General features: G+C 40.2%; 20 protein-coding genes. 15 read left to right on the top strand and 5 right to left on the bottom strand.

The features are described 5' to 3' along the window. Positions 1-86: 86 nt before the first annotated feature. From CLV96_RS00550 to lpxB, 12 genes are all read left to right on the top strand, one after another. Complete coding sequence (locus tag CLV96_RS00550) at positions 87-1,451, top strand: Lcl C-terminal domain-containing protein (protein WP_243836369.1); 1,365 nt, start codon at positions 87-89, stop codon at positions 1,449-1,451. A gap of 48 nt (positions 1,452-1,499) precedes the next feature. Beyond that, positions 1,500-2,201, top strand: coding sequence for a hypothetical protein (locus CLV96_RS00545; RefSeq protein ID WP_051012771.1), 702 nt, complete (start codon positions 1,500-1,502; stop codon positions 2,199-2,201). 205 nt (positions 2,202-2,406) lie between these two features. Then, the gene (locus CLV96_RS00540) at positions 2,407-5,583 is read left to right on the top strand and encodes a fibronectin type III domain-containing protein (protein WP_004783925.1); all 3,177 of its coding nucleotides are present in this window, start codon (positions 2,407-2,409) and stop codon (positions 5,581-5,583) included. Between the two features lie 181 nt (positions 5,584-5,764). Next, complete coding sequence (locus tag CLV96_RS00535) at positions 5,765-7,033, top strand: Vgb family protein (protein WP_004783653.1); 1,269 nt, start codon at positions 5,765-5,767, stop codon at positions 7,031-7,033. A 79-nt stretch (positions 7,034-7,112) separates the two neighbouring features. Then, positions 7,113-9,026, top strand: a complete 1,914-nt coding sequence (locus CLV96_RS00530; protein ID WP_004783526.1) for a PAS domain-containing sensor histidine kinase — start codon at positions 7,113-7,115, stop codon at positions 9,024-9,026. Between the two features lie 163 nt (positions 9,027-9,189). Beyond that, a complete protein-coding gene (gene sucC, locus CLV96_RS00525; protein ID WP_004784011.1) occupies positions 9,190-10,359 on the top strand; it encodes an ADP-forming succinate--CoA ligase subunit beta in 1,170 nt (389 codons plus the stop codon). Between the two features lie 12 nt (positions 10,360-10,371). Beyond that, positions 10,372-11,262 (top strand): succinate--CoA ligase subunit alpha, encoded by an 891-nt coding sequence (gene sucD / locus CLV96_RS00520; protein WP_004783869.1) that lies wholly within the window; start codon positions 10,372-10,374, stop codon positions 11,260-11,262. A gap of 59 nt (positions 11,263-11,321) precedes the next feature. Beyond that, complete coding sequence (locus tag CLV96_RS00515) at positions 11,322-12,863, top strand: TolC family protein (protein WP_004783738.1); 1,542 nt, start codon at positions 11,322-11,324, stop codon at positions 12,861-12,863. A gap of 21 nt (positions 12,864-12,884) precedes the next feature. Beyond that, the gene (locus CLV96_RS00510) at positions 12,885-14,339 is read left to right on the top strand and encodes a hypothetical protein (RefSeq protein WP_004783610.1); all 1,455 of its coding nucleotides are present in this window, start codon (positions 12,885-12,887) and stop codon (positions 14,337-14,339) included. 11 nt (positions 14,340-14,350) lie between these two features. Next, positions 14,351-14,581, top strand: coding sequence for an FmdB family zinc ribbon protein (locus tag CLV96_RS00505; protein ID WP_004783727.1), 231 nt, complete (start codon positions 14,351-14,353; stop codon positions 14,579-14,581). Between the two features lie 10 nt (positions 14,582-14,591). After that, a complete protein-coding gene (locus tag CLV96_RS00500; protein ID WP_004783907.1) occupies positions 14,592-15,452 on the top strand; it encodes an LpxI family protein in 861 nt (286 codons plus the stop codon). Continuing rightward, positions 15,427-16,638: a lipid-A-disaccharide synthase gene (gene lpxB / locus CLV96_RS00495; protein ID WP_004783615.1), complete on the top strand. Its 1,212-nt coding sequence runs from the start codon at positions 15,427-15,429 to the stop codon at positions 16,636-16,638. The genes CLV96_RS00500 and lpxB overlap by 26 nt, the downstream gene beginning before the upstream one ends. Here lpxB and CLV96_RS00490 read toward each other — a convergent pair. From CLV96_RS00490 to CLV96_RS00470, 5 genes are all read right to left on the bottom strand, one after another. Then, entirely contained in the window at positions 16,612-16,980 is a 369-nt protein-coding gene (locus CLV96_RS00490; protein WP_004783507.1) for a hypothetical protein, read from the bottom strand. The two genes, lpxB and CLV96_RS00490, sit on opposite strands and share 27 nt — an antisense overlap. Continuing rightward, positions 16,965-19,088, bottom strand: a complete 2,124-nt coding sequence (locus CLV96_RS00485) for an LIC_12586 family protein (protein ID WP_004783782.1) — start codon at positions 19,086-19,088, stop codon at positions 16,965-16,967. Before CLV96_RS00485 ends, CLV96_RS00490 begins: the two co-directional genes overlap by 16 nt. A gap of 66 nt (positions 19,089-19,154) precedes the next feature. After that, positions 19,155-19,847, bottom strand: a complete 693-nt coding sequence (locus CLV96_RS00480) for an LIC12587 family lipoprotein (protein WP_004783809.1) — start codon at positions 19,845-19,847, stop codon at positions 19,155-19,157. Then, the gene (locus CLV96_RS00475) at positions 19,847-21,862 is read right to left on the bottom strand and encodes an ATP-dependent helicase (protein ID WP_040916993.1); all 2,016 of its coding nucleotides are present in this window, start codon (positions 21,860-21,862) and stop codon (positions 19,847-19,849) included. The genes CLV96_RS00480 and CLV96_RS00475 overlap by 1 nt, the downstream gene beginning before the upstream one ends. Before the next feature lie 68 nt (positions 21,863-21,930). Next, positions 21,931-22,527, bottom strand: a complete 597-nt coding sequence (locus CLV96_RS00470; RefSeq protein ID WP_004783573.1) for a glutathione S-transferase family protein — start codon at positions 22,525-22,527, stop codon at positions 21,931-21,933. 120 nt (positions 22,528-22,647) lie between these two features. Between CLV96_RS00470 and CLV96_RS00465 the strand changes: the two genes are divergently transcribed. The 3 genes from CLV96_RS00465 to CLV96_RS00455 all read left to right on the top strand — a co-directional run bounded on the left by CLV96_RS00465 (position 22,648) and on the right by CLV96_RS00455 (position 25,121). Then, positions 22,648-23,193, top strand: coding sequence for an NUDIX hydrolase (locus CLV96_RS00465; protein ID WP_004783775.1), 546 nt, complete (start codon positions 22,648-22,650; stop codon positions 23,191-23,193). 154 nt (positions 23,194-23,347) lie between these two features. Continuing rightward, positions 23,348-24,136, top strand: coding sequence for a FecR family protein (locus tag CLV96_RS00460; RefSeq protein ID WP_004783920.1), 789 nt, complete (start codon positions 23,348-23,350; stop codon positions 24,134-24,136). Positions 24,137-24,143: 7 nt separating this feature from the next. Beyond that, positions 24,144-25,121 carry an LBF_2017 N-terminal domain-containing protein gene (locus CLV96_RS00455; protein WP_004783815.1) on the top strand — a complete coding sequence of 326 codons (978 nt, stop codon included), beginning with the start codon at positions 24,144-24,146 and terminating at the stop codon, positions 25,119-25,121. Positions 25,122-25,150: the final 29 nt, after the last annotated feature.

The following is a 25,150-nucleotide window of genomic DNA, read 5'->3' as shown; positions in this document are numbered from 1 at the left end:
TGTTAGAGGGTCAGTCATCTCATTCCTTGATCGAATCTATGATCCATTTTTGCTTACGAATACTGTGTTTTTTCATTCTTATATCTGTGTCATTTTCATGCCAAGAAACAGACTTTGACAACCTCTGTGATCCTAAGTCAAAAGATTATCTGGAAAGTTTAATCATACGATTCATCAATTTTGATGAAACTTCCCATTGTGGTGTGGTATTGGAAGTCCTACCTCCCAACTATTTGATTTGTCCCCCACAAACTCCCAAACCCAACGGGAGTTTCATTTTTGAAAATTTTGAAACCGATGGAAATCGTTTGAGTTTTTCATCAAACCCACCATTTCCCAGTGGAATTTCATTTTCTCCATTTTCCAATTCGCTTCAAGGAATTTATTCCGGATGGAAAGCAAACAGACAAACCTATACCATCACAGCCTCAAATCCGAAAGGAAGTGCAAGTTGTACATACAATCCCGCTTGGATGGGTAAACTTCCAATCAAAACAAAACAAACAACTTGTTTTGATGCCATTAACAATCCTGCCATATGTTCGAGTGTTCCAGGCCAAGATGGTCAGTTCCAAAAAGGTACACCCCAAGTTTTTGTTGGTCCAACACTGATCGGGTCTGACGAAATCACAACAGACCTCAATACAGGCCTTGTCTGGACCAGTTGCCAAAGAGGAATTACTGGCATCGGATGTGCCGTAACAGGTTCCACACAATTCACCTACGCTGATGCGTTCACTGAATGTAACAATCTGAATGCAGGTTCTGGTTTTGCCAATCTCACAAACTGGAGAGTCCCAGAAATTGATGAGTATATTAGTACATTCGATTATTCAACTGAAAACCCATCGATCGACCAAACTTTTTTTCCTGTTACCGATAGTTTTAATTTTAAAACTAATACTGAAAGTACCGCAGGGACACGAAAATTTAACGCGACTTTCATACAATCATCAATTGGCACAGGAGCATATTCGGACTTACACTATTTACGATGCGTTGCAAATATAGAACCAATTAAGAACAAACGATTATTAAATAATGGTGATGGTTCCATTCTTGATTTAGACACATCACTTGTATGGCAAAGGTGCACTGCTGGACAAACAAATTTGACCACTTGTTCCGGAGGGACAGATATGATCCTCACTTGGAATAGTGCTGTCAATTATTGCCAAGGATTGACCTTAGGTGGAAGAACCTGGCGCCTTCCCAATATCAGCGAATTAAGAAGTCTCTTAGATTTTTATCTTACAATTGGTAGCCCAGGAATAGACCCAATTTACTTTCCAAACACTGCTATAGGAAATAATCAGTTTTATTGGTCTTCGACAACCTTATTGTCTAACCCATCGCAAGCATATGTCGCCTATTTCGGATCTTCTAGCGGAGGAAACGAAGCAAAAGCAGATACGATAAACAATCGAATTCGTTGTGTTTCCGATTTTTAAGATTTGCGAAAAAAAGAAAATTTTAGAACATCGAATTCTCAATCCAATATGCGTTACCGATTCCCTTATTATCTCTTTATATTCATTGTATTTTTAGAATGTACCACGATCGGTTTTCATGAAAAAAAAATCAGGGAAGGGATGGACTTTGGAGAAGAAAGCCAGTTCCGAGTTTGCCTCATAACCGAACCAGATATCACGAAAGAAGAAATCTCTAATTTATTTAGTGCTTGGAATGAAGAACTTTCCTTTTATCAACTCAAAGCCTTGCCTGTTGAAGTGGCAGTGATGGAAAGACCTGGATTTTGGGGAACAGACATTCTTGGTTACTTAATGGAACGCCAACTAACAAAAGATTGTGACAGGCTCCTCTATTTAAAAGGTAGGACTTGGGGAGATATTGTTTTTGAGGTTATGACTCTCGGAATTTTTGTGGGTGTGGGCTTAAAACTTGAAGTCCAAGGTGCCGTGGAAGGCCAAACAAACACAAGAGGTTATATCAAAGCCAAGTATATATCCACCATACAGATGTTATTCACTAGTCCAAAATCAACGCTCATCCACGAAGGATATCATTTACTAGGGTGCGGCCACCAACTCTTTATGAAAGAATGTTATGAAAAAATTCGTGATGTTAAACTACTCCTTACGGACCCTAATCGCGATCCCAATTTTTTTCCAGTCATCACCACAAGTGGAAAAAAAATTCTATCACAAGACCAAGTCATTTCATATCCTAACAAGGATTAATCCTATAAATACAAAAAGATTACCGACGATTGTTCGTCATTTTTCGTACAATATGAACGCCATTCAATATAGCAAGCACCTATAGGAAATCCCTAAACAAAACATCTGTTAAAACTATTTTTTTATTTCGCATAACAAATTGAATCGACAGACCTTTGGCCTAACTCCAGATTTGCGAATATTAAAAATACTGGGTAACTTAAAAGTGAAAAAATTAATTAGTATTCTCATCATGGGCCAACTTTTGGTCTCATGTATTGCTTTTTTGGATTTTTCCAAAGAATCAGACAAAAAACTCCAAGAGCTTGGCCTGATTGCTGGCTCTGTCACAAGTGTCGGTAGTGTCACTGCAGGACCTGCCGGAACTATGATCAAATCAACAGATGGAAATTTTGAAGTATTGATCCCTCCAGGGGCAATGGATGAGGAAAAAACCTTTTCCATCAAAAAGTATACATTTGCTCCTGCGAGTTTGCCCAATGGCTACATACCGACAACGGATGCTTATGAAGTGACTCCTTCCTACCGGTTTAAAAAAGATGTAGTGATCACAATCACTCAAGAAACGGAAAAAATTGAAGCCCTGAACTTAGCAAAACAAAAATCGCAAGGTTTTGTTTACTCCACTACTTCCGATAGTGACAATTCTGGTCGTGTGACAGGAGGATGGGATGCTGGACTAACTTCCGTTAGTAGTGATAAAATCCAATTCCAATCCAGAACTTTTTCCATCTTTGGAGGAGGAACTCCTCCCCCAGGCAATGGCGCACCCAATATTGTGGGAGCTTTTTATGATTTCAAACCAAGTGCTTCATTTTTGCCATTCCGAGTAAGAGCACAAGTGATCGAACCGGATGGTGACACAATGTCTGTCTATCTCATCACGGGACCTGTTGGCCAAGGGACTGTCGCTATACGAATGACCCCAGAACCAGGCAATTGGTATTCAGCACTCATTCCTTATGAATCGATGATCCAAGCAGGAATTCAAATCCAAGTTTTAGCAGTAGATGTGTACGGTAATAATACAACTAGACCAAGCACAGATATGTTTTACTACCCTGCAAGTTCTGGAAACCCTGCTTTTGTTAGCAATTATGATACAGACAAAGATAACGATGGTTATTTGGACGCATGGGAAATCGATAATGGATTCAATCCGAACAGTGCATCCTCACCCAATGCAGCATTATTTCCTGATTCAGACGGGGATGGAATTCCGAACGTAGCTGACTATACACCAAACGGAGAATACAACCCACAAATTGATTCCATCACTGTGATACCAAACCAAGCGAGAATGTATTTGGATGAAAAAATCACATTCTCAATTCTTGCATCCTATCTAGGTTCGCCTCGGTATGTGCAGTCAAATTTTGTCACTACTGGAAATGCACTCAGCGGATCTCCTGTGGGAGAATTTTCTGATTCAGTATTCCAAGCCATTGCCCCTGGAATTGCAGGAGTTCAGGTAACAGTTGGTTCCTTCCAAGCAACTTCCACAGTGACTGTCGTAGACACAGTTCCACCAAACAACATCACTACGCTCACTGCAACCGCCATGTCGACAACAAAAGTTCGATTGCGTTGGCAAGCCCCGGGAAATGATGGCCCATTTGGAAAAGTAAGTGCTTACGAAATTCGACGATCCGCTAACAATATTGATACGGATGCAAAATGTTCACAGGCAAGCACCATCTTCCATACTCTGACTCCAAAAAATGCAGGGACTGTGGAAATTTGGGATGCGAACGGACATGCTCCCAATACAACCTATTTCTATTGTATACGTGCATATGACCACAACGGAAATCGAAACGAATGGGCATCATCCAATGTTTCAGCCACTACCTATGCCGTAAGTGATACAGTAAGGCCGGCGGATGTAACGACTCTCACAGCGACAGCGATGACAAACGAATCCATCCAACTTTCTTGGACAGCAGTGGGTGATGATGGAAACACAGGGAATGCTACTTCTTACGAAATCCGTAGATCAGCAAGTGTGATCAACACTGATGCAGATTGTGACAATAGTCATGAAGTAACAAACTCAATCAGTTCAATCCCAGTCGGAACCAATATCAACTTTTTAGCAACCCAACTCAGTGCCGATACACGATATTACTTTTGTGTCAGAGCCTATGATGAAGTTGGTAACAAAAGCAGATGGAATGGTGTCGTATCGGCAACAACAATGCTCGGGAACTTACCACCCATTGTTAACGCAGGCCCAGACCAAAACAATGCAATGGCATCAGCAACAGTATTGCTCAATGGTTCTCAATCCTATGACCCAGACTCCGGTGTTTGTTCGGCAAACCCTGCTAGTTATGTTTATCAATGGAATATCATCTCAAAACCACCGACATCGACTGTAACTAATGCACAAATTACAAATGCAAATCAATTGAATGCGTCGTTTATTCCAGATGTAGGGGGAATGTATACACTCGAACTGAGATTCACTGACTCAAGTTCCACTTGTTATGGTGGACCGAGAATGGGGACAGACTTTGTCCAAATTATGGTATATGAGGCTGATTACATTGCTCCTGCCCAAGTCACTTCATTTATTGGAACAGGTATTTCACAAGACCAGATCCAATTGTCTTGGTTAAATGTGGGAGATGATGGAATGACTGGAAATATCAATCATTATGAAATTGGTATCTCCATTAATCCAATCACAACAGACTTTGAGTGCCAAAACGCCCCTTGGAAACATTCACCTAGTATTAGTAACTTTGTTCCAAGCGCCCAAGTATCTACTGTGGTAGGTGCATTGATCCAAAACACAACCTATCACGTCTGTATCGTTGGAATTGATGAAGTAGGTAACCGAGGACAGGCAAACATAGGACTCACAGTGACAACCCTTGCAGGAACTTCTGGTTGGGGAGCTTGGACGGATTGGAGTAGTTGTAGCGCAAAATGTGGAATAGGCACACGAACACGATCTCGAGTATGCCTCGATCCGGTGGCGGGATGCGGAGGCACAGGTGTTGAAAATGCATCATGCCAAAACAGAACATGTGAATCAAATCGCTTATTTTTTGATTTCAATGCGAATGGAACCAGTACAACAATCACTTGTCCTGCTGGCTATGTTCGAGGTTCTAATATGTCCGTTTGGTATTCACCTGGATCTTATGTGGCACATGTTTGGGGTGATTATTGGGGAGAAGGTTGGGCTTGTGGAGCCATCTTCCGTGGATCTTTTATCAACGTGAATTCAGCAACTATGGATTATTCGAACATTACGAATGGTGCGGTATTCTATTTTTCACAACCAAATCCACCTCCTCCTCCAAATTATTGTGTGACTCATGAATTGCGAAACCCAAGACAAGTTGGTATTTACTGTTCAGAAGTTCCATAATATAAAATCCTTGGCTGTTCCTTCCCAGAGGAATGGCCGAGCAGATTGATTGTTTTTTGTACGTCTGCTGACGGTAGAGATTCTGCCGGCAGCAGTCCTCGGATTCCTCCGAATCCCTAAATTTCCTTTCCGACTTGCTTGATTGAACAGAGTTCCAATACCTTGTTTTCAGAAACAATTTATGAACCGCTCCTTTCTGCCGTTTCTTGTCCTTTCCTTTCTTTTCGCTTGTGCCGAACCAAAGGCAGACAATCTATGCGATGCAGACGACCGCTTTTTCCTACCCAATATTCTCTACAGGCTCGTGGTAAAAGACAAAAGTAACCAATGTGGGTACAGAGTGTTTCCCAAACTTCCCGCATGCCAATTGGAATACGAGGAGACTCATTTAGCCGAAAATTGGCCTCAAGTCAAAGTCGAGATGGAAACACAATTTTCCCTTGGCTCCTTTGCTACTGAAACCCTATTCCAATACAGACCGGAAACTGTGGCTTCTGTTACAACGAATGGTACAACAGCCTTTCAAGGTGCGCTCAATGCTCCGAATGGAGAGGTTTACTTTCTGCCTTATGACTCACCCATGTTTTTATCAATCAATCCGCTTTCAAAAACTTATACAAATGCGGGACCATCTGCTGGTGGTGTGGAATTTATTGGAGGCTCCCTCGGACCATCAGGAAAAATTTATTTAGCTCCTCACGTTTCCAATGTTTTCCTTTCTTTAGATACAACAAATAACAACCAAAAGACGTCGATCGGTAGCCAAACAATGATTAGTGCAGCCTATAACGGAGCCATGTACGCTCCAAATGGAAAAATCTACTTTGTCCCTAGTTCAGAAACGATCATTCGTTATTACGATACAAATACAGGAGTCATTGGATCGGTGGCGACACCCACTTCAGGAGGATTTTCCTCTGCTGTCCTTACCCCTCAAGGAAAAATCTATTTTATTCCCTTTACCACAACCACAATGTACATTTTGGATATAAGTGATGATTCTGTAACGCCCCACCCCTATGTTTTTCCCGGAGGTAATGCTTATATTTCTGGAGTACTCACTCCCAATGGCCGGATTTATATGATTCCATATAACAATATCCCGCTAATTTATTTGAACACTGACTCAGGGCAAATTGTCACTGTCTCTAATATTCCCGGAGCTACCGGATCCAATATGTTTAATGGAGCCGTGCTTGCCCCTAACGGAAAAATCTATCCCGTTCCCAGTGACAATTATGCAAACTTTATCTCAATTGACACCAAAGACCATACGTTCGCTACACTCTTTCCTAAACCCGGAACCTCCTACCGAGGCGGAGCCCTTGGGCCCAATGGGGAAATTTATTTGGCACCTCATGGGGCCAATCGTTTTGATGTAATCTTCACCAATTCCATCGGAAAGTTCTGCAATTCCCTACGACTCTCACCTTATTGGAATAAATTATAGACGCTTAATTTCCAAGGATTTCTGCATTCTCTTCGTCTGATCTTCCAAGGTCTTCCCACAGAAGCCGTTAGAACAATCGATGGAACCAATCAACCAAACTGATCCTACTTCTTTTGTTCTCTTTGCTGATAGTTTACCTTTTGGGGTTTTCCTTTTCGAATCCCCCACAGACCAATTTTCTTTGGAAAGTCAATTGGTTTATGCAAATCCACCCGCAAAATCTTTTTTCAAATGGAATCACAATAAGAAAAGATCTCTTTCCCTAAGAGAGTTATTTCATCCGTTCGGAAACGAAGAGTTTTTATCACAAACGTTCTCTACATTACAAAAAGAAAAATCCTCTCCCATTTATTTGGATGCAGAGAATCCAAATAACGAGAAAATAAATACCAGGAAGGTTTATTCACTTCGGGCACAGTCGCTCTCTTCTCAATTATTTTATATTCTATTAGAAGATGCCACTAAACAATTATTTGCTGGTCTTTCATTTCATGAAAAAGAATCTCAACTAAACCATGTCTTAAAAACAATGCTTAATGGTGTGGTCGTGGTGAACCTGCAAGGTCAAATCATTTATGCGAATGATAATGCCGCAAAAATTCTATCTTTGGAAATTGATGAGTTAAAAAACAAATACTTTGCTTCAAAAGAATGGAAACAAATTAGAGTAGATGGTTCGCCCTTCCCCCCTGAAGAACTCCCACTATCTGTTGCCTTAAACCAACAAAAAACTGTTTACCACTGCGAACATGGAATTATTTCCGAAGGAGAAAAGGTAAAGTGGTTAAATATTAACGCTACACCAATCTATGATACAGAAGGGAAACTAGAAGGGGCTACGGCGAGTTTTCTCGACATTACTGAATTAAAAAATACACAGAATACGATCGAATTAAAAAATAGAAAACTAAAAGCAATCCTCGATGCAATCGAACGTTCAGCGATTGTCAGCATCGCCGACACAAAAGGAGTGATCCAAAGGGCAAACCAAAAGTTTGTTCAAATTTCGGGTTACTCCGAAAAAGAACTGTTAGGTTCAGATCACAAAAAACTCAATTCAAAATTCCATCCAAAAGAGTTTTGGGAAAAAATGTGGAGAGACATTTTATCTGGCAGACCTTGGGAAGGAATCATTCGAAACCAATCCAAACAAGGAAATTTCTTCTGGTTACAAACTTATATCCACCCCTTGTATGATTCTAACGATAAAATTGAATCCTTTTTATCAATTCGATTTGATATCACTGAAGAAGTAGAAGCCTTAGAAAACACAAACAGAATGCTTCACTTTACAGGCATCCAAAATAGTCGCCTTCAAAATTTTGCATATATTGTTTCTCATAATATACGCCAACACTCTTCCAATTTTTCTTCTCTTATCGAACTACTCGAAGAAAATCCAAACGAGGAAGAAAGAAAAAACATTGTGAACATGTTGCACGCTTCTTCAGAAAAACTGAACGAAACCATCACCCATTTAAATGACATCATTTCCATCAATCAGATGTTAAATAAACCAATGGAAGTTTGTATGATTGAAGAGGAAGTGCAAAAGACTTTGAATATACTCAAAGGTTCCATCGAATCTAGAAATATTCAAATATTTGTGGAAATTGAAGAGAATTTAAGACTGACCATCATCCCGGCCTATTTAGAAAGTATCATCCTGAACCTTGTATCAAATGCGATTAAGTACGTTCGATTAAAAGATGGTGCTTTCATTCGAATTTCTTCCAAGAAGGCAGAGGGACAAGTTTCACTTCGTGTGGAGGACAATGGTCTTGGAATCAATTTAGAAAAACATGGAAATAAAATTTTTGGGATGTTTAAAACCTTTCACAAAAACGAAGATGCTCGGGGAATTGGTCTTTTTATCACCAAATCCCAAGTGGAGGTGCTTGGCGGAACCATTACGGTAGAGAGCACTGAAGGAGAAGGCTCCACGTTCACCGTGTTCATCCCAGAAAACTCAAACCACGCCATCCATATTTGAATGGTCCTGCTGAATCTCTATACATTAGAAAAACTTCGCTTAAACCAAAGTTTGAATCAATAGAACCGATCATTCGGTCTTGACAATCTCCCCTTACCCACGAGCCTTACCCTAGTGATCCGTAAGTATACCCTACGGACGTACCAATGACATAAGGAAATCCATGAAAGTCCACGAATACCAGGCCAAAGAAATCCTACGTAGACACAATGCCAACGTTCCCTTCGGAAAGGTCATCGACACTGTCGGTGATTTCGAAAAGGCATATAACGAAGTTGTCCAAAAATCACCCGTAGTGGTGGTGAAAGCCCAAATCCACGCAGGTGGACGAGGAAAAGGTGGTGGAGTCAAAGTCGCAAAGACAAAAGATGACGCCAAAGCTGCTGCAGAGAAAATCCTCGGAATGCAACTCATCACCCCTCAGACCGGTCCGGAAGGAAAAAAAGTTCTCAAAGTGTATTTGGAACAAGGTCTTGAAATTGCAAAAGAATACTACCTATCGATTCTTCTCGATCGTGCCATCCGTAAAACCATCATTATGGCTTCTACTGAAGGTGGAATGGAAATCGAAGAAGTAGCGGAAACTCACCCAGAAAAAATCATCAAAATTCAGGTTGATCCAGGCATTGGAATCCAAGGCTCACAAGTGCGAGAACTAGCATTTGCTTTGGGAATCCCTGCAGAGGCACAAAAGTCTTTTACAGCTCTTGTGAACGCAGTATACAACGCTTACATCAAAGAAGACGCTGCTCTTCTCGAAATCAACCCGCTCATCCTCACAAAACAAAACGAAATCATTGCAGGTGACTGCAAGATGGATTTGGATGAAAACGCACTTTACCGCCATGCAGACAACGAAGCGCTTCGTGATATCACAGAAGAAGATCCGTATGAAGTAAAAGCAAAAGAATACAACCTCAACTACGTGAAGTTAGATGGAAACATTGGTTGTATGGTAAACGGTGCCGGTCTTGCGATGGCAACGATGGACATCGTTAAGTTAGCTGGTGCAGAACCTGCAAACTTTTTGGATGTTGGAGGTGGAGCAAACCCTACAACAGTAGAAAATGGTTTTCGACTCATCCTCTCTGATCCAAACGTAAAAGGTATTTTTGTAAACGTGTTCGGTGGGATCGTTCGTTGCGACCGAGTTGCTGTTGGTATCATTGAAGCAACAAAAAAGGTAAACGTTTCTGTTCCTGTTGTGGTTCGATTGAAAGGAACCAATGCAGAAGAAGGGAAAAAAATCCTAAACGAATCCGGTATGAACATTGTGGGAGTGGAAGGACTCCGTGACGCGGCAGACAAAATTGTCTCCCTAATCAAAAAATAGGAACGAATAAACATGGCTGTATTAGTAGATGAAAATACAAGAGTAGTCGTCCAGGGGATCACCGGTAAGGAAGGATCCTTTCATGCGACTCAAATGTTGGAATATGGTACAAAGGTAGTGGCAGGAGTGACTCCAGGGAAAGGTGGCCAAATCTGGACATCTGAATTTGGAAAAACGGCTCCGGTTCGTAACACAATCAAAGACGCAATGAAAGAAGACGGTGCCAATGCAGCTGTAATCTTTGTTCCGCCTCCATTTGCTGCGGATGCAATTTTAGAAGGAATTTTTGCTGAGATCCCACTTGTGGTTTGTATTACAGAAGGTATCCCTACTCACGATATGCTCAAAGTATATAGTGTTCTTAGAAATTCTAAAACCAAGTTAGTTGGACCAAACTGCCCAGGAGTCATTAACCCTCGTTACAATGTAAAGATGGGAATTATGCCAGGATTTATCCACACTCCAGGAAACATTGGAATCGTTTCTCGTTCCGGAACATTGACCTATGAGTCCGTTGCCTCTCTTACGGCAGCAGGTCTTGGCCAATCTACTTGTATCGGTATCGGGGGAGACCCAGTTCCAGGGATGAACCACGTAGAAGCAGTTCGCCTTTTAAATGAAGATCCAGATACAGAGGGCATTGTGATGATTGGTGAGATCGGTGGAACTTCTGAAGAAGAAGCTGCTGCTTACATCAAAGCTCATGTCAAAAAACCAGTGGTTGGTTTTATCGCCGGCCAAACAGCTCCTCCAGGAAAACGTATGGGCCACGCCGGTGCGATCATTTCTGGTGGAATGGGAACTGCCACTTCAAAAATTGCGGCAATGAAAGACGCTGGCGTCAGCATTTGCGCTCATATTGGTGAAGTTGGCGATAAAATGAAGGCTGCCCTTAAAAAATAAGGGCGTCGGCATAAAAAAAAACAGCTATTCAAGGGGAATGAGGAGTCTGAATTAAGAGTATGGAACAACGTTCATGGGTTTCAAGTACATTGATTCTCCTCGTTTCCGTAAGCCTTTTGGCTGCGGAATCTGGAGATAAGGGATTTACACTTAGCTTACAAGACGCAGTCAAGTATGCCATTGAAAACAACCGCGAGGTCATGCAGGCTCGTTTGGAATTAGCAAAAGCCGATTCAAACTTGATGAAGTTTGAGAGCAAGTATTCTTGGCGAGCCCTTTCCAAAGCGGAACTCGATCAAAAAAAATTCCCTTTTAACCAAAACAATATCTTCACGGGAACAAAAACCCAAACCACCACTTACAGTGCCGGGTTAGAAAAACTATTTACCACAGGAACTTACTTCAAATTGGAAGCAAAGTCCCAACGATTTGACTCAAATGCTTTTGAAGATCCAAATAAAACTCCTGCTGGATTTAGTGCTCTGGGACTTCCGCCTTTATATACAGATACTCTTTCTGTAACCATTGCACAAGATTTACTTAAAAATGCTTTTGGTGCCAATGAAAGAAACATGGAAAAAATCTTGGAAAACCAAACAGAAATCATGCGTGAGCAAATGGAAGACCAAGTCGCAAGCAAGGTGGTTTCCACCCTTGTCGACTATTGGAATTTTTCTGTAAAGGATTCTGGATACCAAACCTTTGAACAACTTTTAAAGAATACAAAGAACGTAAGAGACCTTACCATCCGAAAACAAGGTCTTGGACTTTCAGAAAGTTTTGAAGTCAACCAATGGAATGCCCTCCTCTCTCAAGTAGAAGGACAGATGGCACAGGCAGCTGCTGAAAGAGAAGAAGCAAGAAGGAAACTCATTCGATCCTTAAACCTTCCCGAAGACACTGTGTTCCAAAAAACTACTCCACTTTCGGAAGCTCTACCTTCTAAATTAGATTACCAAGCGGATATCGAATACGCATACAAACATAGAGCAGATTTTAAAGCCATTGTTCGTAAAAAAGAAAATGCAGAACTTTCCATGAGAACTGCCAAAAATGAGGCGCTTCCTTCCTTGAAAGCAGCTGGAACTTATGGATACCAAGCACAAAATACTATCAGTCCTCAGAACAATTATTCTGATAAGGGAGCCGGTGTATTTTCTTACCAATACCCAGTGATGCAGGGTTCCCTAGATCTTTCTTATCCAATTATGGACAAAGGGGTGAAAGCGGGAATTCGCGATGCAGAAATTCAAAAACGTCAAGTTTCACTCGAAGAAGCAGATCTTGTGAAAGCAGTTTCTGATGATGTCAAAACAAGAATCGATATCCTAAAAGCATCATTCCAAGTCATGGAAAATGCAAAACGTACGGAAGACGAATCTAAAAAATACTACAACGGTGTTTTACGTTCTTTCCAACAAGGAAGGTTCAATGCACTTGCAGTCAAAAATGCCTTAGATACTTTGGTCCAGGACCAATTGTCATTGGTCCGAGCAAAAGTTGACTACAACATCAATTTACACAGATACTATGTTGCAAAGAATGCTTTATTTGAAGAATACGGAGTGGACAGGTCCAAACTCCTACCCGAAAATCTATAATCTGAAAACGGGAGGATCCTTTTGATACGCTCCCGTGTATTTCTTGTTCTCGGCCTACTTTTACTCTTTCTCATCCTTGTTACATATGCCTTTGTTGACTTTCGAGAGAGAGAAGACAAGGCCTATGATCTCTATCAGTCGGAAGCCTATCTCAAAGTCCTCAGCCTTTATTCAGAAACAGAGATTCCTTCAAGCGAATTAGAACTAACAATTCTTTCTCAAACCATTTCTCAATTGGAAAAGAAACTAAATGGGAAAGAACCCTCGAAAGACCTTCTTTCGCGGTTTCAAACAAGAAAAGGGACAAAACTTGTAGAATGGGAAACCACTCGCGGGACCTACTACCATCTTGAAGATCCCTATATTTCTCATTTAAAAAAACATGGAGACGGGTACAAACGGGCTCTTTTAACAAAGATTGGTGCTATCTCCAAACCAATCCCCAAACAGGAAGTCTCTCAACTTCTCCTCCAACTCATTCTAGAGGATCCCCGAGGGATGGAAGAAAGTTACAGTCGTTCTTTGTCGAACCTCCTTAGTTTTCCTTTTGAATCCATTGGAGAAATTGAGTCTGGATTTTTATTACAAACACTCCATTTTTTAGCCAATTCTCCGAATACAAACCTCTTCCACCAAACAGCGACAATTCGAGGGAAAAATGTAAACCTCCGTAGTGGTCCTGGCCGAGAAAATTCAGAACTAGGAAAAGTCAGTGAACCAGAACTAACTTTTTGTTTAGAAGAAGATCCTGCAACAGAATCCATCGCAGGAACAACTGGACACTGGAAACGTTGTTACTTTCCAGTGCTTCAAAAATCAGCATGGATCTTTTCAGGATTTTTGACTGAGGTTGTACCAAACCCAGAACTTGTGGCGGAATTTGAAAAACGCTTTAAGTCAGTTGAGAACGAAATTCGAATCGACTTTGAGGGTTGGAATGGAAACCAAATCCCTGCGACTTTTTTTGGGAATTATATACCCAGAGACCCTCTGCGCATTTCTGGAGAAACCGGATTTCCAATTTATGGTCTCTCAAAGAGTTCCAAAAATTGGCAAAGGATCTGTAAAAAACTTTCAGGTGATAAAAATTATTTTGAGTTTTCCTTTCATCCCACAGACTCAGAAGTTCCCATTCCTTTTTTAGAACTCCATTTAAACTATGACAACCAGGAACACCTTGCCTATTCCATTTCGTTAGACCAAGAATCCATTTGGGTAAATAAAAATCGATATGTCCTCGACGGAGAAAAAAGAAGAGAAAACCTGTCCTTACACATTGGATCTCATGAAGGGGACAAATGGAACGCAAGCCTATGGAGGCGAAACACAGGACTTATCCAGTCCATTCGTTCCTTCCCTCTAGACGCATCGGTTCTTGCTTCAGGTCGATACTCTTGGGAAATTTGCCTTCCCTTGGCAAAAGAACCAAACCGAGAACAAGTGGTACTTTTTGAAATCAGAACAGGAATCCATTAGAGGAGGAGATTATGGCTACCTACGATTACCATTGTAATACATGCGGAAAGGACTTTGAACATGTCCAATCAATGAAAGATGATGCTCTCACAGAATGTCTCTGTGGAAAAAAAGGAGCGGTAGAACGTCGCATTTCTGCAAGTGCAGGAATTATCTTCAAAGGTTCTGGGTTTTACGTAACCGATTATAAAAAAGACAGTTCCACTCCTACTTCCGGTAACACCGGTTCAGGAACTACTTAAGGTTCCCTCTTTGGCAACAAAAGGCCGATTGGCTATTATCGCTGGTGGTGGGGAACTGCCCCATATTGGAATGTCAGAAGCTTTAGCCGCAGGGGAAGATCCCCTGTTTCTTGGGCTCATTGAGTCTGATTTTTCACCGAGAGAACACAGTGCACGCACGATCCCCGTACATATCACCCAAGTAGGCAAAATTCTCAAAACCATCCAAAAGGAAAAGGTCACGAGAATTTTAATGCTCGGCAAGGTGCGAAAAGACCTGCTTTTTCAAAAATTAAAATTCGATTTAAAAGCTCTTGCCATCCTAGCAAAAACAATCAACCGAAATGACTATCCAATCTTTCTTGCCATTGCCGATGAATTTGAGGCCATGGGAGTCAAAGTGATCTCCCAAAAGATCTACTTAAAATCTTTACTCCTTCCTGAAGGAAGATACACTCCCAAAAAGTTTGGAGCCCAAGAACTAAAAGACATAGACTTTGGGATGTTTTATGCCGAAAAAATGGCCGATTTAGACATTGGGCAAATGGTTGTAGTTTGTGATGAATCAGTAATCGCAGTGGAAGCTGTGGAAGGAACAGATGAAACTATCAAACGAGGTGGTTTGTATACCAAAAAGAAAGGAGATGCTGTTGTTTGTAAAAGCCCAAAAGCAAAACAAGATGACCGCTTCGATTTACCCACTATTGGAATCCATACCTTTCAAATGATGCTCGAAAGTGGTTGTAAAACTCTATGCATTAGAGAAGGTGAAACCTTAGTTGTGGATCCCAAAAATGCAATTGAATTTGCCACCAAACACAAATTAAACTTTTGTGTGATAGGAAAAAGCGGCAGTAAGGTTCTCAATGGTAAACAAAAAAAAGTCCCATAACATCCAATCAGACAAAAACATCTTAGTCATAGCCGGGGAACATTCTGGCGATTTGCTCGGAGCCGACCTGTTACAAGAATTGGCAATCCTCGAACCGGAATACAAGTTCTATGGAATTGGCGGAGAAGGAATGATCCACCAAGGCCTAGACTCCATGGAAGAACTAGAACATCTCAGTGTAATTGGTTTTTCCGAAGCCCTAAAAAAATATAGTTTTTTAAAAAAAATTTTTTATCGTGTTTTAGAAGAAACAAATCATAGGCCAACTAAACTTGCCATTTTAATTGACTATCCAGGATTTAACTTACGTTTGGCGAAGGAATTAAAACAAAGAGGAATCTCAACTGTTTTCTATGTATCACCGCAAATTTGGGCATGGAAATTCAACCGTATCTATTTTATCAAAGAACAAATTGCACTCATGCTCACTCTTTTCCGATTTGAAGAAGAGATTTATACGGAATACGGAGTGAATTCCAAGTTTGTTGGCCACCCCATTACCAAACGAATTCCTGAAAAATTAAAGAAAGAACCGGTGATCACAGAGAAACTTCCCGATTCCCATCATGGGTATACGGTCGGCCTACTTCCCGGTTCCAGGAAAGGTGAAATCCGAAGGTTAATCGATCCAATTCTCGGTACCGCTGCCCTCCTCCACGAACACTGCAAACTGGAAAAAAAGAAAGTGGTATTCCTTCTTCCCAATATCAATGCAAAGGAAGAGGCCTTTATCTTAGAAAAAATTGAGTCCTTAAAACAAATCCATCCTGATATTCAAATTCATTATTTGTGGAATGCTTCTTTACGCGTGATGGAAACCAGTGACCTCCTACTCATTGCTTCTGGAACTGCTACTTTGGAAGGACTTTATTTTGAGACACCGATGGTAATTCTTTATAAGGTGAGTTTGTTTACATATCTTTTAGGGTCTCTTCTCATGCGGTCTAAGTTCATTGGTCTTGCCAATATCCTCTCAGGTGAGGAAGTTTGTCGCGAGATCACCCAAAACGAATGCCAGCCCAAGTATATTTTTGAGGAAGCTTGGAAAATTCTTTCCAACGCCAAACTCCGAAATAAAATCAAAGGAATTCTTAGGGACGCAAAAGAAAGAGAACTAGGAACTACCAATGCTTCCAAAAAAGCAGCAAAGGAAATCCAATCACTCCTTCGTACTCTTTCGAATTAAACGAACCACTCGATTTTCCCAAGTCCCAATCCAGGACTTGGGTTTTAGATCTGCATATAAAAAATATCCTTTAATTGACTCTTCGTCGTTTGCCGTTAGTCGGATTCCTACTGAATCCAATTCTAAACGCAATCCCTCTGCCCCATTCCAAAGGACCTTATTATCTTCCTGCAAAATATTTAATAAATGTGTTCTATTTTCCCATTCGAGAATCCATTCACCACCGAATGCCGGTAATTTGGAAACATCCGGAGCAACATCAGCAGGATTTTTTTTGTCTTTGCATTGGAAACAAATTAGGAAAAGAAAAATGAATCCAATGGAAACTATTTGATGACGCATTTATTTTCCTCTTCTGTAAAACTGAAAGTTCCTCGCGATTCTCCTACCGCCCCATAAGCAGTGAATGCATAGTTCCCATTTTTGTTATTTCCATATCCTTTCAAATCTAAAGTTTCACTGGAAACTACTAAATTTGAAATATAGTCCATATCCGAATAGCGGCTCAAATCAAATTCAATTCTAAAAGGTTTTTTGAATGGACTAAGATCCATTTCTAACTTAGGGACCAAATCTGCCTCTTTAAAATCTACTCCAAATAATTTGAGTGAATAAGATGTTCGAGCATCTTTGTGAAGGCTATAATAATCACTTCCAATACTATTAAAACTGTAATCTAAACTGACATGAGTTGGTTTTAATTCGGTCCCGCAGACATTCATCCAAGGGTCTGACCAAGGGTATTCGCTTAAAACTAAATTCAAACCAAAGTTAGGTGTTTTGCTAGCAAAATAGGAAACGGCAGTTAATTTTGAATTAGAATTACCCAGATTCAATACAAGGTTCATCCGACCATCTTTTACAAGAAAATTCCCTTTGGCCTCTCCTAATGATTTAGAACCACTATAGGGAAAATAATTAGCAATTTGAATGGAAAGATCCAAATTCATCATTTCCAAAAAATACTTATAAATCTTTTTTTGATAAAAGTATTCTTCTGGAATTAGTTTTTCTTGTCTTTCTCTGATTTCTTCTAATGTTTCCTGTTTCCAATCTTCATACAGAGGTCTCCAATCATTGGCAGTTAGATCAGGCGTTTGAAAACTAAGTTTTGTTTTGGATTGTAATGGGTAATAATAAGAACCGTCCGTTTTTTTAGAACGAACCCAAGTTGTATTTCCTCCACCAGAAAGATGGGTTGGTTTCCCAAAAAATAAGGAATCAAAATTTAACGCCCACTCATTGCCTTCGGTTAGCTTTAGGGACAAATTACCTTTTTCTAACTGCAATAATTTTGAGTTCCACTGGAGGTCCGACCCTATGAGTTCTCCTCGAAGTAAAAACCATTTGTTTTTATCACCTGATTCTGTTAGGTCAATATTGCCCTTTAAATTTCCTGATAATGGAAGAGTAATGTTACCCGAAAGGTCTGAAATTCTTTCAGCTATGTCTTCCAAAGATTCAATTTGAAATTCAAAATGTCTATCGAGAACTGTTTCCTTTACTGTTTCTGATTTCACTGATGTTTTGATGCGAAAATCAGTCCCTAAAAATTCCCTTTCTTCTTGATTCGGAGTGAATAAAAACACCTCACGAAATCTAAATCCATCCAAGATATAATTTTCAAAAAAAGGAATCGGGATAAATGAATTTTCAAACTCAACATCTCCCTTTGCTACAAATCCAGAAACAGGGTCACTACTTACCCTTCCTTCTCCAGAAAGAACTGCCGAATGTACGCTGGATCCAAATAGATAATTTGTAAGAATGATGGCTTCTTCCGAAGGATAGTTTTTCCATTTAAATTCAAATTGGAACTCATCAAACCCGGACTCACTAAATTCTCCTTCACCTTTTATACGAGTGGTGTTAGGAATCCAAAACCAACCGTTGTTATAAGAAAGGAACAATCGTTTGTTCTTTCTTTTTAAAACAATGTCCCAACCTTCTTTCCAGTCGACCAAAGTAGAATCATTTTGTTTGACAGTAAGCCTCGCGTCATGAAACCGAATATCCTTCAGTTTGCTTTTTTGTGCATATTCTATGAGTTGGTTTCGTAGACTAATATTTTCGTTTAAAACTAAATGAGGACTATAAAAATCGATTTGTTCTACAGTGGGTGAATCTTTAAAATAACTGGAAAGTCGAAAAGTTACTTTTTTTACCTTCAACATATGGTCGTTAAAGGAAAAGTCCTCTTCATTCGAAACAACAAGGTCTTCAATGATGAGTCCTTCTCTGAGGGAAAAATCAAGAACACCAATGTCAACTGCTTTGCCTAGTTCTTTGTTAATGGTATAGGAAACTACTTTCCTAAGTTGTACTAAAGGAATGCGGTAATTGCGGAGATAAAACTCAAGGCCGTAATAACAAAGAATAAAACAAAAAAAGATAAACCCAAGTGCTAAAAATGAAAATAGAACCCGTTTGTTTTCACGGATTCTATTCATAAGGTTAATCAAAAATTGCCTATAGACAAATAGGCGCTGGAAAGAAAAGATCCGTTCCAAAAGAACTTAGAGTTTGCCCTCCGGCTGCAACACTTCCAAACATTCTTTCTGAATGGACTTCAGAGTTTCGTTGTTCGGAAATTCTTCCAATCCTAAATTGGCAACTTGCAAACCTTTTTGGTAAAAACCTGTGTTTTTATACTCAAAGCCCATTTTTAAATATGTCTTTGCAGCAGTTTCAAAATAGAATTCGTCTTTTTTCTGATTCCCTTTGGTATAAGTTTTTGTAAGGGTAGCAAGTGCAGGATAGTATTCCCGTTCAGCAACAAGCGATTGCACCACGAGTTTTTTACGTTCCATCAGGTTCGTATTTTTATCCAACTTTTCAGATTGGTTTAGAAATTGAATGGCTTTCGAATATTCATTTTTTCCCACATAGGCTTTCCCCATTGTGAGATTCCACTCAGAAAGTTGAACTGGGTTGGACTTTGCCTGGTTCACTTGGTTGAGTGTCGAGATCGTTTCATCATATTTTCCAAGATCGAGTAAAAGTTTTCCTTTTCGGATCACTAGTTTGTCTCGGGATTCGTCAGATAAAGTAGAGGATTTGAGATCAGCATCGATGGATTCGATTTGGGCCAAATGGGACCCTGTATTGATTTTGGAAACTCCTAGTTTTTGGTTTCCTTGATTTGATGCACAATTTTCAAATGCCACAACCAACGCCAAAATGAGGGTTAGTGGGAGAATCGATTTCATTAGCCTACCTTTAGTTTGTCTAATTCCTCTAAGAAATTCTTAGTTTCTGTGTCTCTATCCTTCGTTTCCATCGGAAAAAAAAGAACAGCGTCCTGAGACAGCTCATTTAAAAACCGAGAGGGGGCGCTCTCGATTTGCTCCCCAAATTTGCGTCTTGTACGAGCCGAAGTCAAGTACAATTTTCGCCTTGGGCGAGTCATACCCACGTAGAGAAGGCGTCTTTCTTCATCGACCACTTCCCCTTCTTCTTCTATAACACGTGAGTTCGGTAAAATTCCCTCTTCTAGTCCCACTAAAAAAACTAAATCGTATTCTAGACCTTTGGACTGGTGCATCGTCAGAAGTTGCACCCTCCGGTCTTCCTCGTCTTCTTTGGGTTCGTCTTCCATGAGAAGGACGAGCCTCTGTAAAAAGTCGAAAATCGTCGCCTTTCCTTCTCGGCCCTCTTCCTCTTCAAAAAAGGACAACATATTGACAAGTTCACTCAAATTGTAGATCCGAGCTTTGACCACCTTCTCCTCGGTTTCTTCCATGGATATCTCCCGCTCGAATCCAATTTGGGTGATCATTTCCCGAAGTACAGGTCCCAGTTTTGGTGACATCGCAAACTTCTTTTTGAAAGCATCCACAAGTTCTACAAATTGGTAAATTTCTTGTCTGACCTTAGCTTTTACTTCGGGCAAATAGTCGGGACTCTCAATCATTTTATGGAAGATTTCATAAAGTGAAAGTTTGTGGGTGAATGCCTCTTCCTGGAGTTTTTGCATGGTTCCGGGACCAATCCCACGTTTGGGGTAATTGATGATTCGAAGGAGCGAATAATCATCTTTGGGGTTTGCCACGTATCTTAAGTAAGAAATACAATCTCTGATTTCCTTTCGGTCAAAAAAATTATAACCACCCACTACTTTGTAAGGAATGCTCCGGTTTCGGAGTTCTTCTTCAAAGGGACGAGATTGGAAATTGGTACGAAAGAGAATGGCTATTTCCTTTCCCTTATATTCATTTTTGATGAGTAAGGTTTGGATCCTTCCTGCAACAAAAATTGCCTCTTCTCTTTCATCTGCGGTTTCATAGTATTCCACTCGTTCCGCAGAAGGGATCCGGCTGTACAAGGTTTTTTCCTTTCGACCTTTGTTGTTTTGGATGAGAGAGTTGGCCGCTTGGATGATAAGCGAAGTCGATCGATAGTTCTCGAGGAGCCTCACTACTTTTGCGTGAGGGAATTCTCTTTCAAAATTGAGGATGAGTTGGACATTGGAACCACGGAAAGCATAGATACTTTGGTCGTCATCTCCAACCACACAAAGGTTATCACTTTTCCCACGAAATAAAGATAAAAACTCGTATTGAAGCTGGTTTGTATCTTGGAATTCATCCACAAGATAGTATTCGTGTTTTCTTTGGTAATAAGCGGCAATTTCAGAAAACTCAGCTAACAGACGTTTGGGGAGCAAAATCAAATCATCAAAGTCGATGGCATTTTTTTCTTTGAGCCCTTCTTCGTATAGGGAAAAAATTTCAGCTGCTACAAGATCGAATTCTTCCGTAAGCCCATTGTCTTTTGGATGGACCTGTGTGTTTTTCGCATAGGAAATACGACGCAAAATTTCTTTCGGCGGAACTTTTTTAGGATCCAAACGTTTGGACTTTAATAGATCAGAAACAAAGGCTTCCTGATCCGTTCCATTGAATAACAAAAAGGTTTCGTTATAACCAAGTTTCGTTATATGTTCTTTTAAGATCTTTAAGCCTAACGAATGAAAGGTGGAAAGAGTAATCCCTTTCAGTTTTTCCCTGGGAACCATCTTTCGCAGACGTTCTGCCATCTCTTTGGCACTTTTGTTGGTAAAAGAAAGGGCGACTATTTTACTCGCAGGGATTTTTACCCCTTCCACCATATGAGCAATTCGGTTGGTGATGACCCTGGTTTTTCCAGATCCTGCTCCAGCGAAAACCAAAAGAGGTCCTTGGATGGTGGAGACTGCTTCCATTTGCGCCGCATTCAATTTCATAGGGAGACCAGTAAGGGACATAATCTTGGTAAATCCCATCTGGTCGAGTGAAAAACGGCTGTTCTTTATTACTTAGGAGCAGTTTCCTTCCAAGATTTGGACTGACCATGGAAGTTTAGAAAACCTGCAAAAACAGGATCTTCTTCCACTGGTAGAACCGAACGAAACCGAATCCAATCGAGAGCTGAATAAAGAGCAATTTCCGAAAGTCCGATTTTCCCATCTGTAAAGAAAAAATGACCGTTTAACTCACGTTTGATATAATCTAAAATCGAACTGATACGGAGTGCGTTTTTTGTTAGATATGGAGCCGCATCTGGTTTGATTCCTTCTTTATTCAAATAAAATAGTAAAATTCCGTTGTCGAGAGCTTGGTCTATAGCAGTAAGCAAATTGGCTTCCCGGTAATGGTGGGGGCCATTTTTAGGACGAAAGTTCCCATTGCCTTTTGTCTCAAAAAGATAATCTGTAATGGTGTGGCTATCCCAAATTTTCAAATCATCTATCTCTGCGTAAGGAATTTTCCATAGCGGGGTTTTTTCTCGTAATTCTTTTTGGCCGGCTTCCGTTACGGTATCGGTTAAGGAAAAAGGAATTCCTAATTCCAAACAAAGAAAACGAATCCTTCTTACATAAGGAGATGTGATGCTTCCATATAATTTCATATGGAGATAGTTTTCCTTATCCCGGAATCCGCAAGAGTAAGATTTTGATCACGACAAAAAAGATGGAAAATCTCTATACAATGTATGGAATCCGATTTCCCTTGTAAGGAGGAAACGAATGTGAAAGAACGAAAAAATTGGAAAGTCCTCTACCCCACTCCCATTTATACTCTTGCTAGTTTTGATATCCAACTTCCCCGTTCAACGGAAGAAAAAACCTATTATGTTCTAAAATCTAAAAACTGGGTCAATGTGGTACCGGTGACAAAAACCGGAGAGATTCTCCTCATCAAACAATACCGACATGGAATTGGTGAGGACAGTTTGGAAATCCCTGGTGGAATTGTAGATGAGGAAGGACCTGGTTCCGAACTGGAATCGGCCATTCGAGAGCTGAGAGAAGAAACGGGTTATGCCACGGATCCATCGAAATACAAATTGCTCTCTAAGTTTTCCGGTAACCCGGCAATGTTTACCAATTGGTCTTATTCCTATGTTGCCTATGATGTAGAACAACTTCACAATGTAGAGTTTGATGAAGGAGAAGACATCGAAGTTGTTTTAAAGGAACCAGAAGAAGTAAAACAACTGTTACTTGATGGAACCATCCATCATCCCCATATGGTGGCAGCTCTTGGTCTTTACTTTCTAAATTTGAAAAAATAACCTAAGGATTGTAGAGTTTTTTACTAAAGAGCCCTCGTAGAATCACATTCAATCTTTAGAGAATTCTAAAAAATAGAAGAATCCAAGTTTAGAAAAATCCCCAAGATTTTCGAAATTGCTGGAAAATTAAACATTGGTTTGAGACAGTATATATATGAGAAAGTCCATCGCAGAATCAATCTTAGTACTTATCATAATATTCGGTCAGTTGTCTCTTTTTGCAGAAGGTGCCGAAACATTAGAACCCATTACCATCACGGTACAAAAAGGTGAAACACTCTCCCTCATTTCGGAAAGGCATTTATCAGATCCTAGACGATGGCCAGAACTTTTAAAACATAACAAAATCCCAAATCCAGATCTAATCAAACCGGGTTTGACTTTAGTCGTTCCTGTTTTCCTTCGTAAAGCAGTGGTGGGAGTCACTGAATTTGTGATGGGACAAGTAGAATGGAATGGAACTGGCGGGAAAGGACCTTGGGTTCCCTTAAAATTAGGACAAGAACTCCACCCGAATGACCAAATCAAAACAACAGGCAAAGGAAAAACAGACCTTCATATCAATAACGTCGGTATGGTGCGAATATTGACGAACAGCCATTTTGAAGTAAAGGGTGAAGATAAAAAAGGTGGTCCAGTGACTGTTGCTTTGTTCAAAGGTAGTTTGGATGCAAAGGTAACAAAATCTAATCCACCCACAACAGAACATAAATTCAATATTGTAAGCCCATCATCTACTGCGGGAGTTCGAGGAACGGAATTCCGAGTGGAGTTAGATGAAAAGTTAAGTTCAACTATTTCTTGTTTTGAAGGTGTAGTTGATGTCGCCGCGCAAGGGAAAACAGTCGAACTAAAACAAGGGATGGCAACTTTTGTTGAAAAAGGTAAGTCTCCTGTACAACCATATAAAATTCCAGAAGCACCTCGCCTCAAAGAAGAATAGAAGGTCTATGAATCGAAATTTTTTACTCATTTTTTCCATTTTTGTTTTCGCATTTAGTTCTCTTGTATCTAAACCAAAAAGAGAACTTCGAATTGCCATCGATGCAGAACCGGATGCTAATTTTGAATTAGAACTTTGGCAAGAAAAACCAAACGAAAATGGGGATACCATTGCACCCAAACCTCCTGAATCCATTCAGTTCAAAGGAAACAGAATTACCGTCACACCAAAAGATGACTTTGAATACTTTCGGGTTCGTAGACTCGGTGAATATGGTGCCAAAGGTTTCTGGACACAAGTGTATTCAACAAATGTAGATCCAGGCTCACCTCTCTCAGTTCCCAAAGAGTTTGTTGCCAAAAAGACCTTTGTTCCGAAGGCAGAACCAAAAAAGGTGACCTCTGTTGTTTCGACGGATAGTTTTGTCATCGTCAAAGAAAAAGAGGATTCTGTTCGTTACCTTACAAAAGACCAGCTAACTTTGAATCCTTCTGATGATGCGTCCGGTGTGGCTGAAATTCGATATCGTATAAACGGTGGCCACTGGAATTCAAGCAAAGCAATGACTTCTGTTCCCATCCAAGACGAAGGGAATTATAAATTTCTATATTTTTCTTTGGATCATGCTGGTAATAAAGAACCAATGCAAGTTTTAGACTTTATTAAAGATACTTCAGCACCAGAAACCAGATGGGAATGGGTCGGCCCTAATTCCATTGGGAAAGGAGGTCACAAGTATCTTTCACCAGAAACCAAAGTCAAACTCATTGCCAAGGATCGACTAAGCGGAACAAAGGACATTCTAACAGCTTACACTTGTCAGTCGGGAACACAATCAGAGTTTAAATCCTATTTATCGGAAATTTCCATCAGTGAATTAAAATCAATATGTAAAGGTTCTTTCCAGCTTTTTTACTATTCTGTTGACAATGTAGGAAATGAAGAGGCCGTAAAAACTTTAAATTTCCAATTGGGTAGTGAGTAATCAGAAGACAAGTGATTCAGATTGTCGAT

Origin of the sequence: Leptospira meyeri (assembly GCF_004368965.1) — a bacterium.
GTDB classification, from domain to species: Bacteria; Spirochaetota; Leptospiria; order Leptospirales; family Leptospiraceae; genus Leptospira_A; species Leptospira_A meyeri.
The sequence above is the reverse complement of the archived record's forward strand: the minus strand, read 5'-3'. Positions and strand labels throughout refer to the sequence as shown.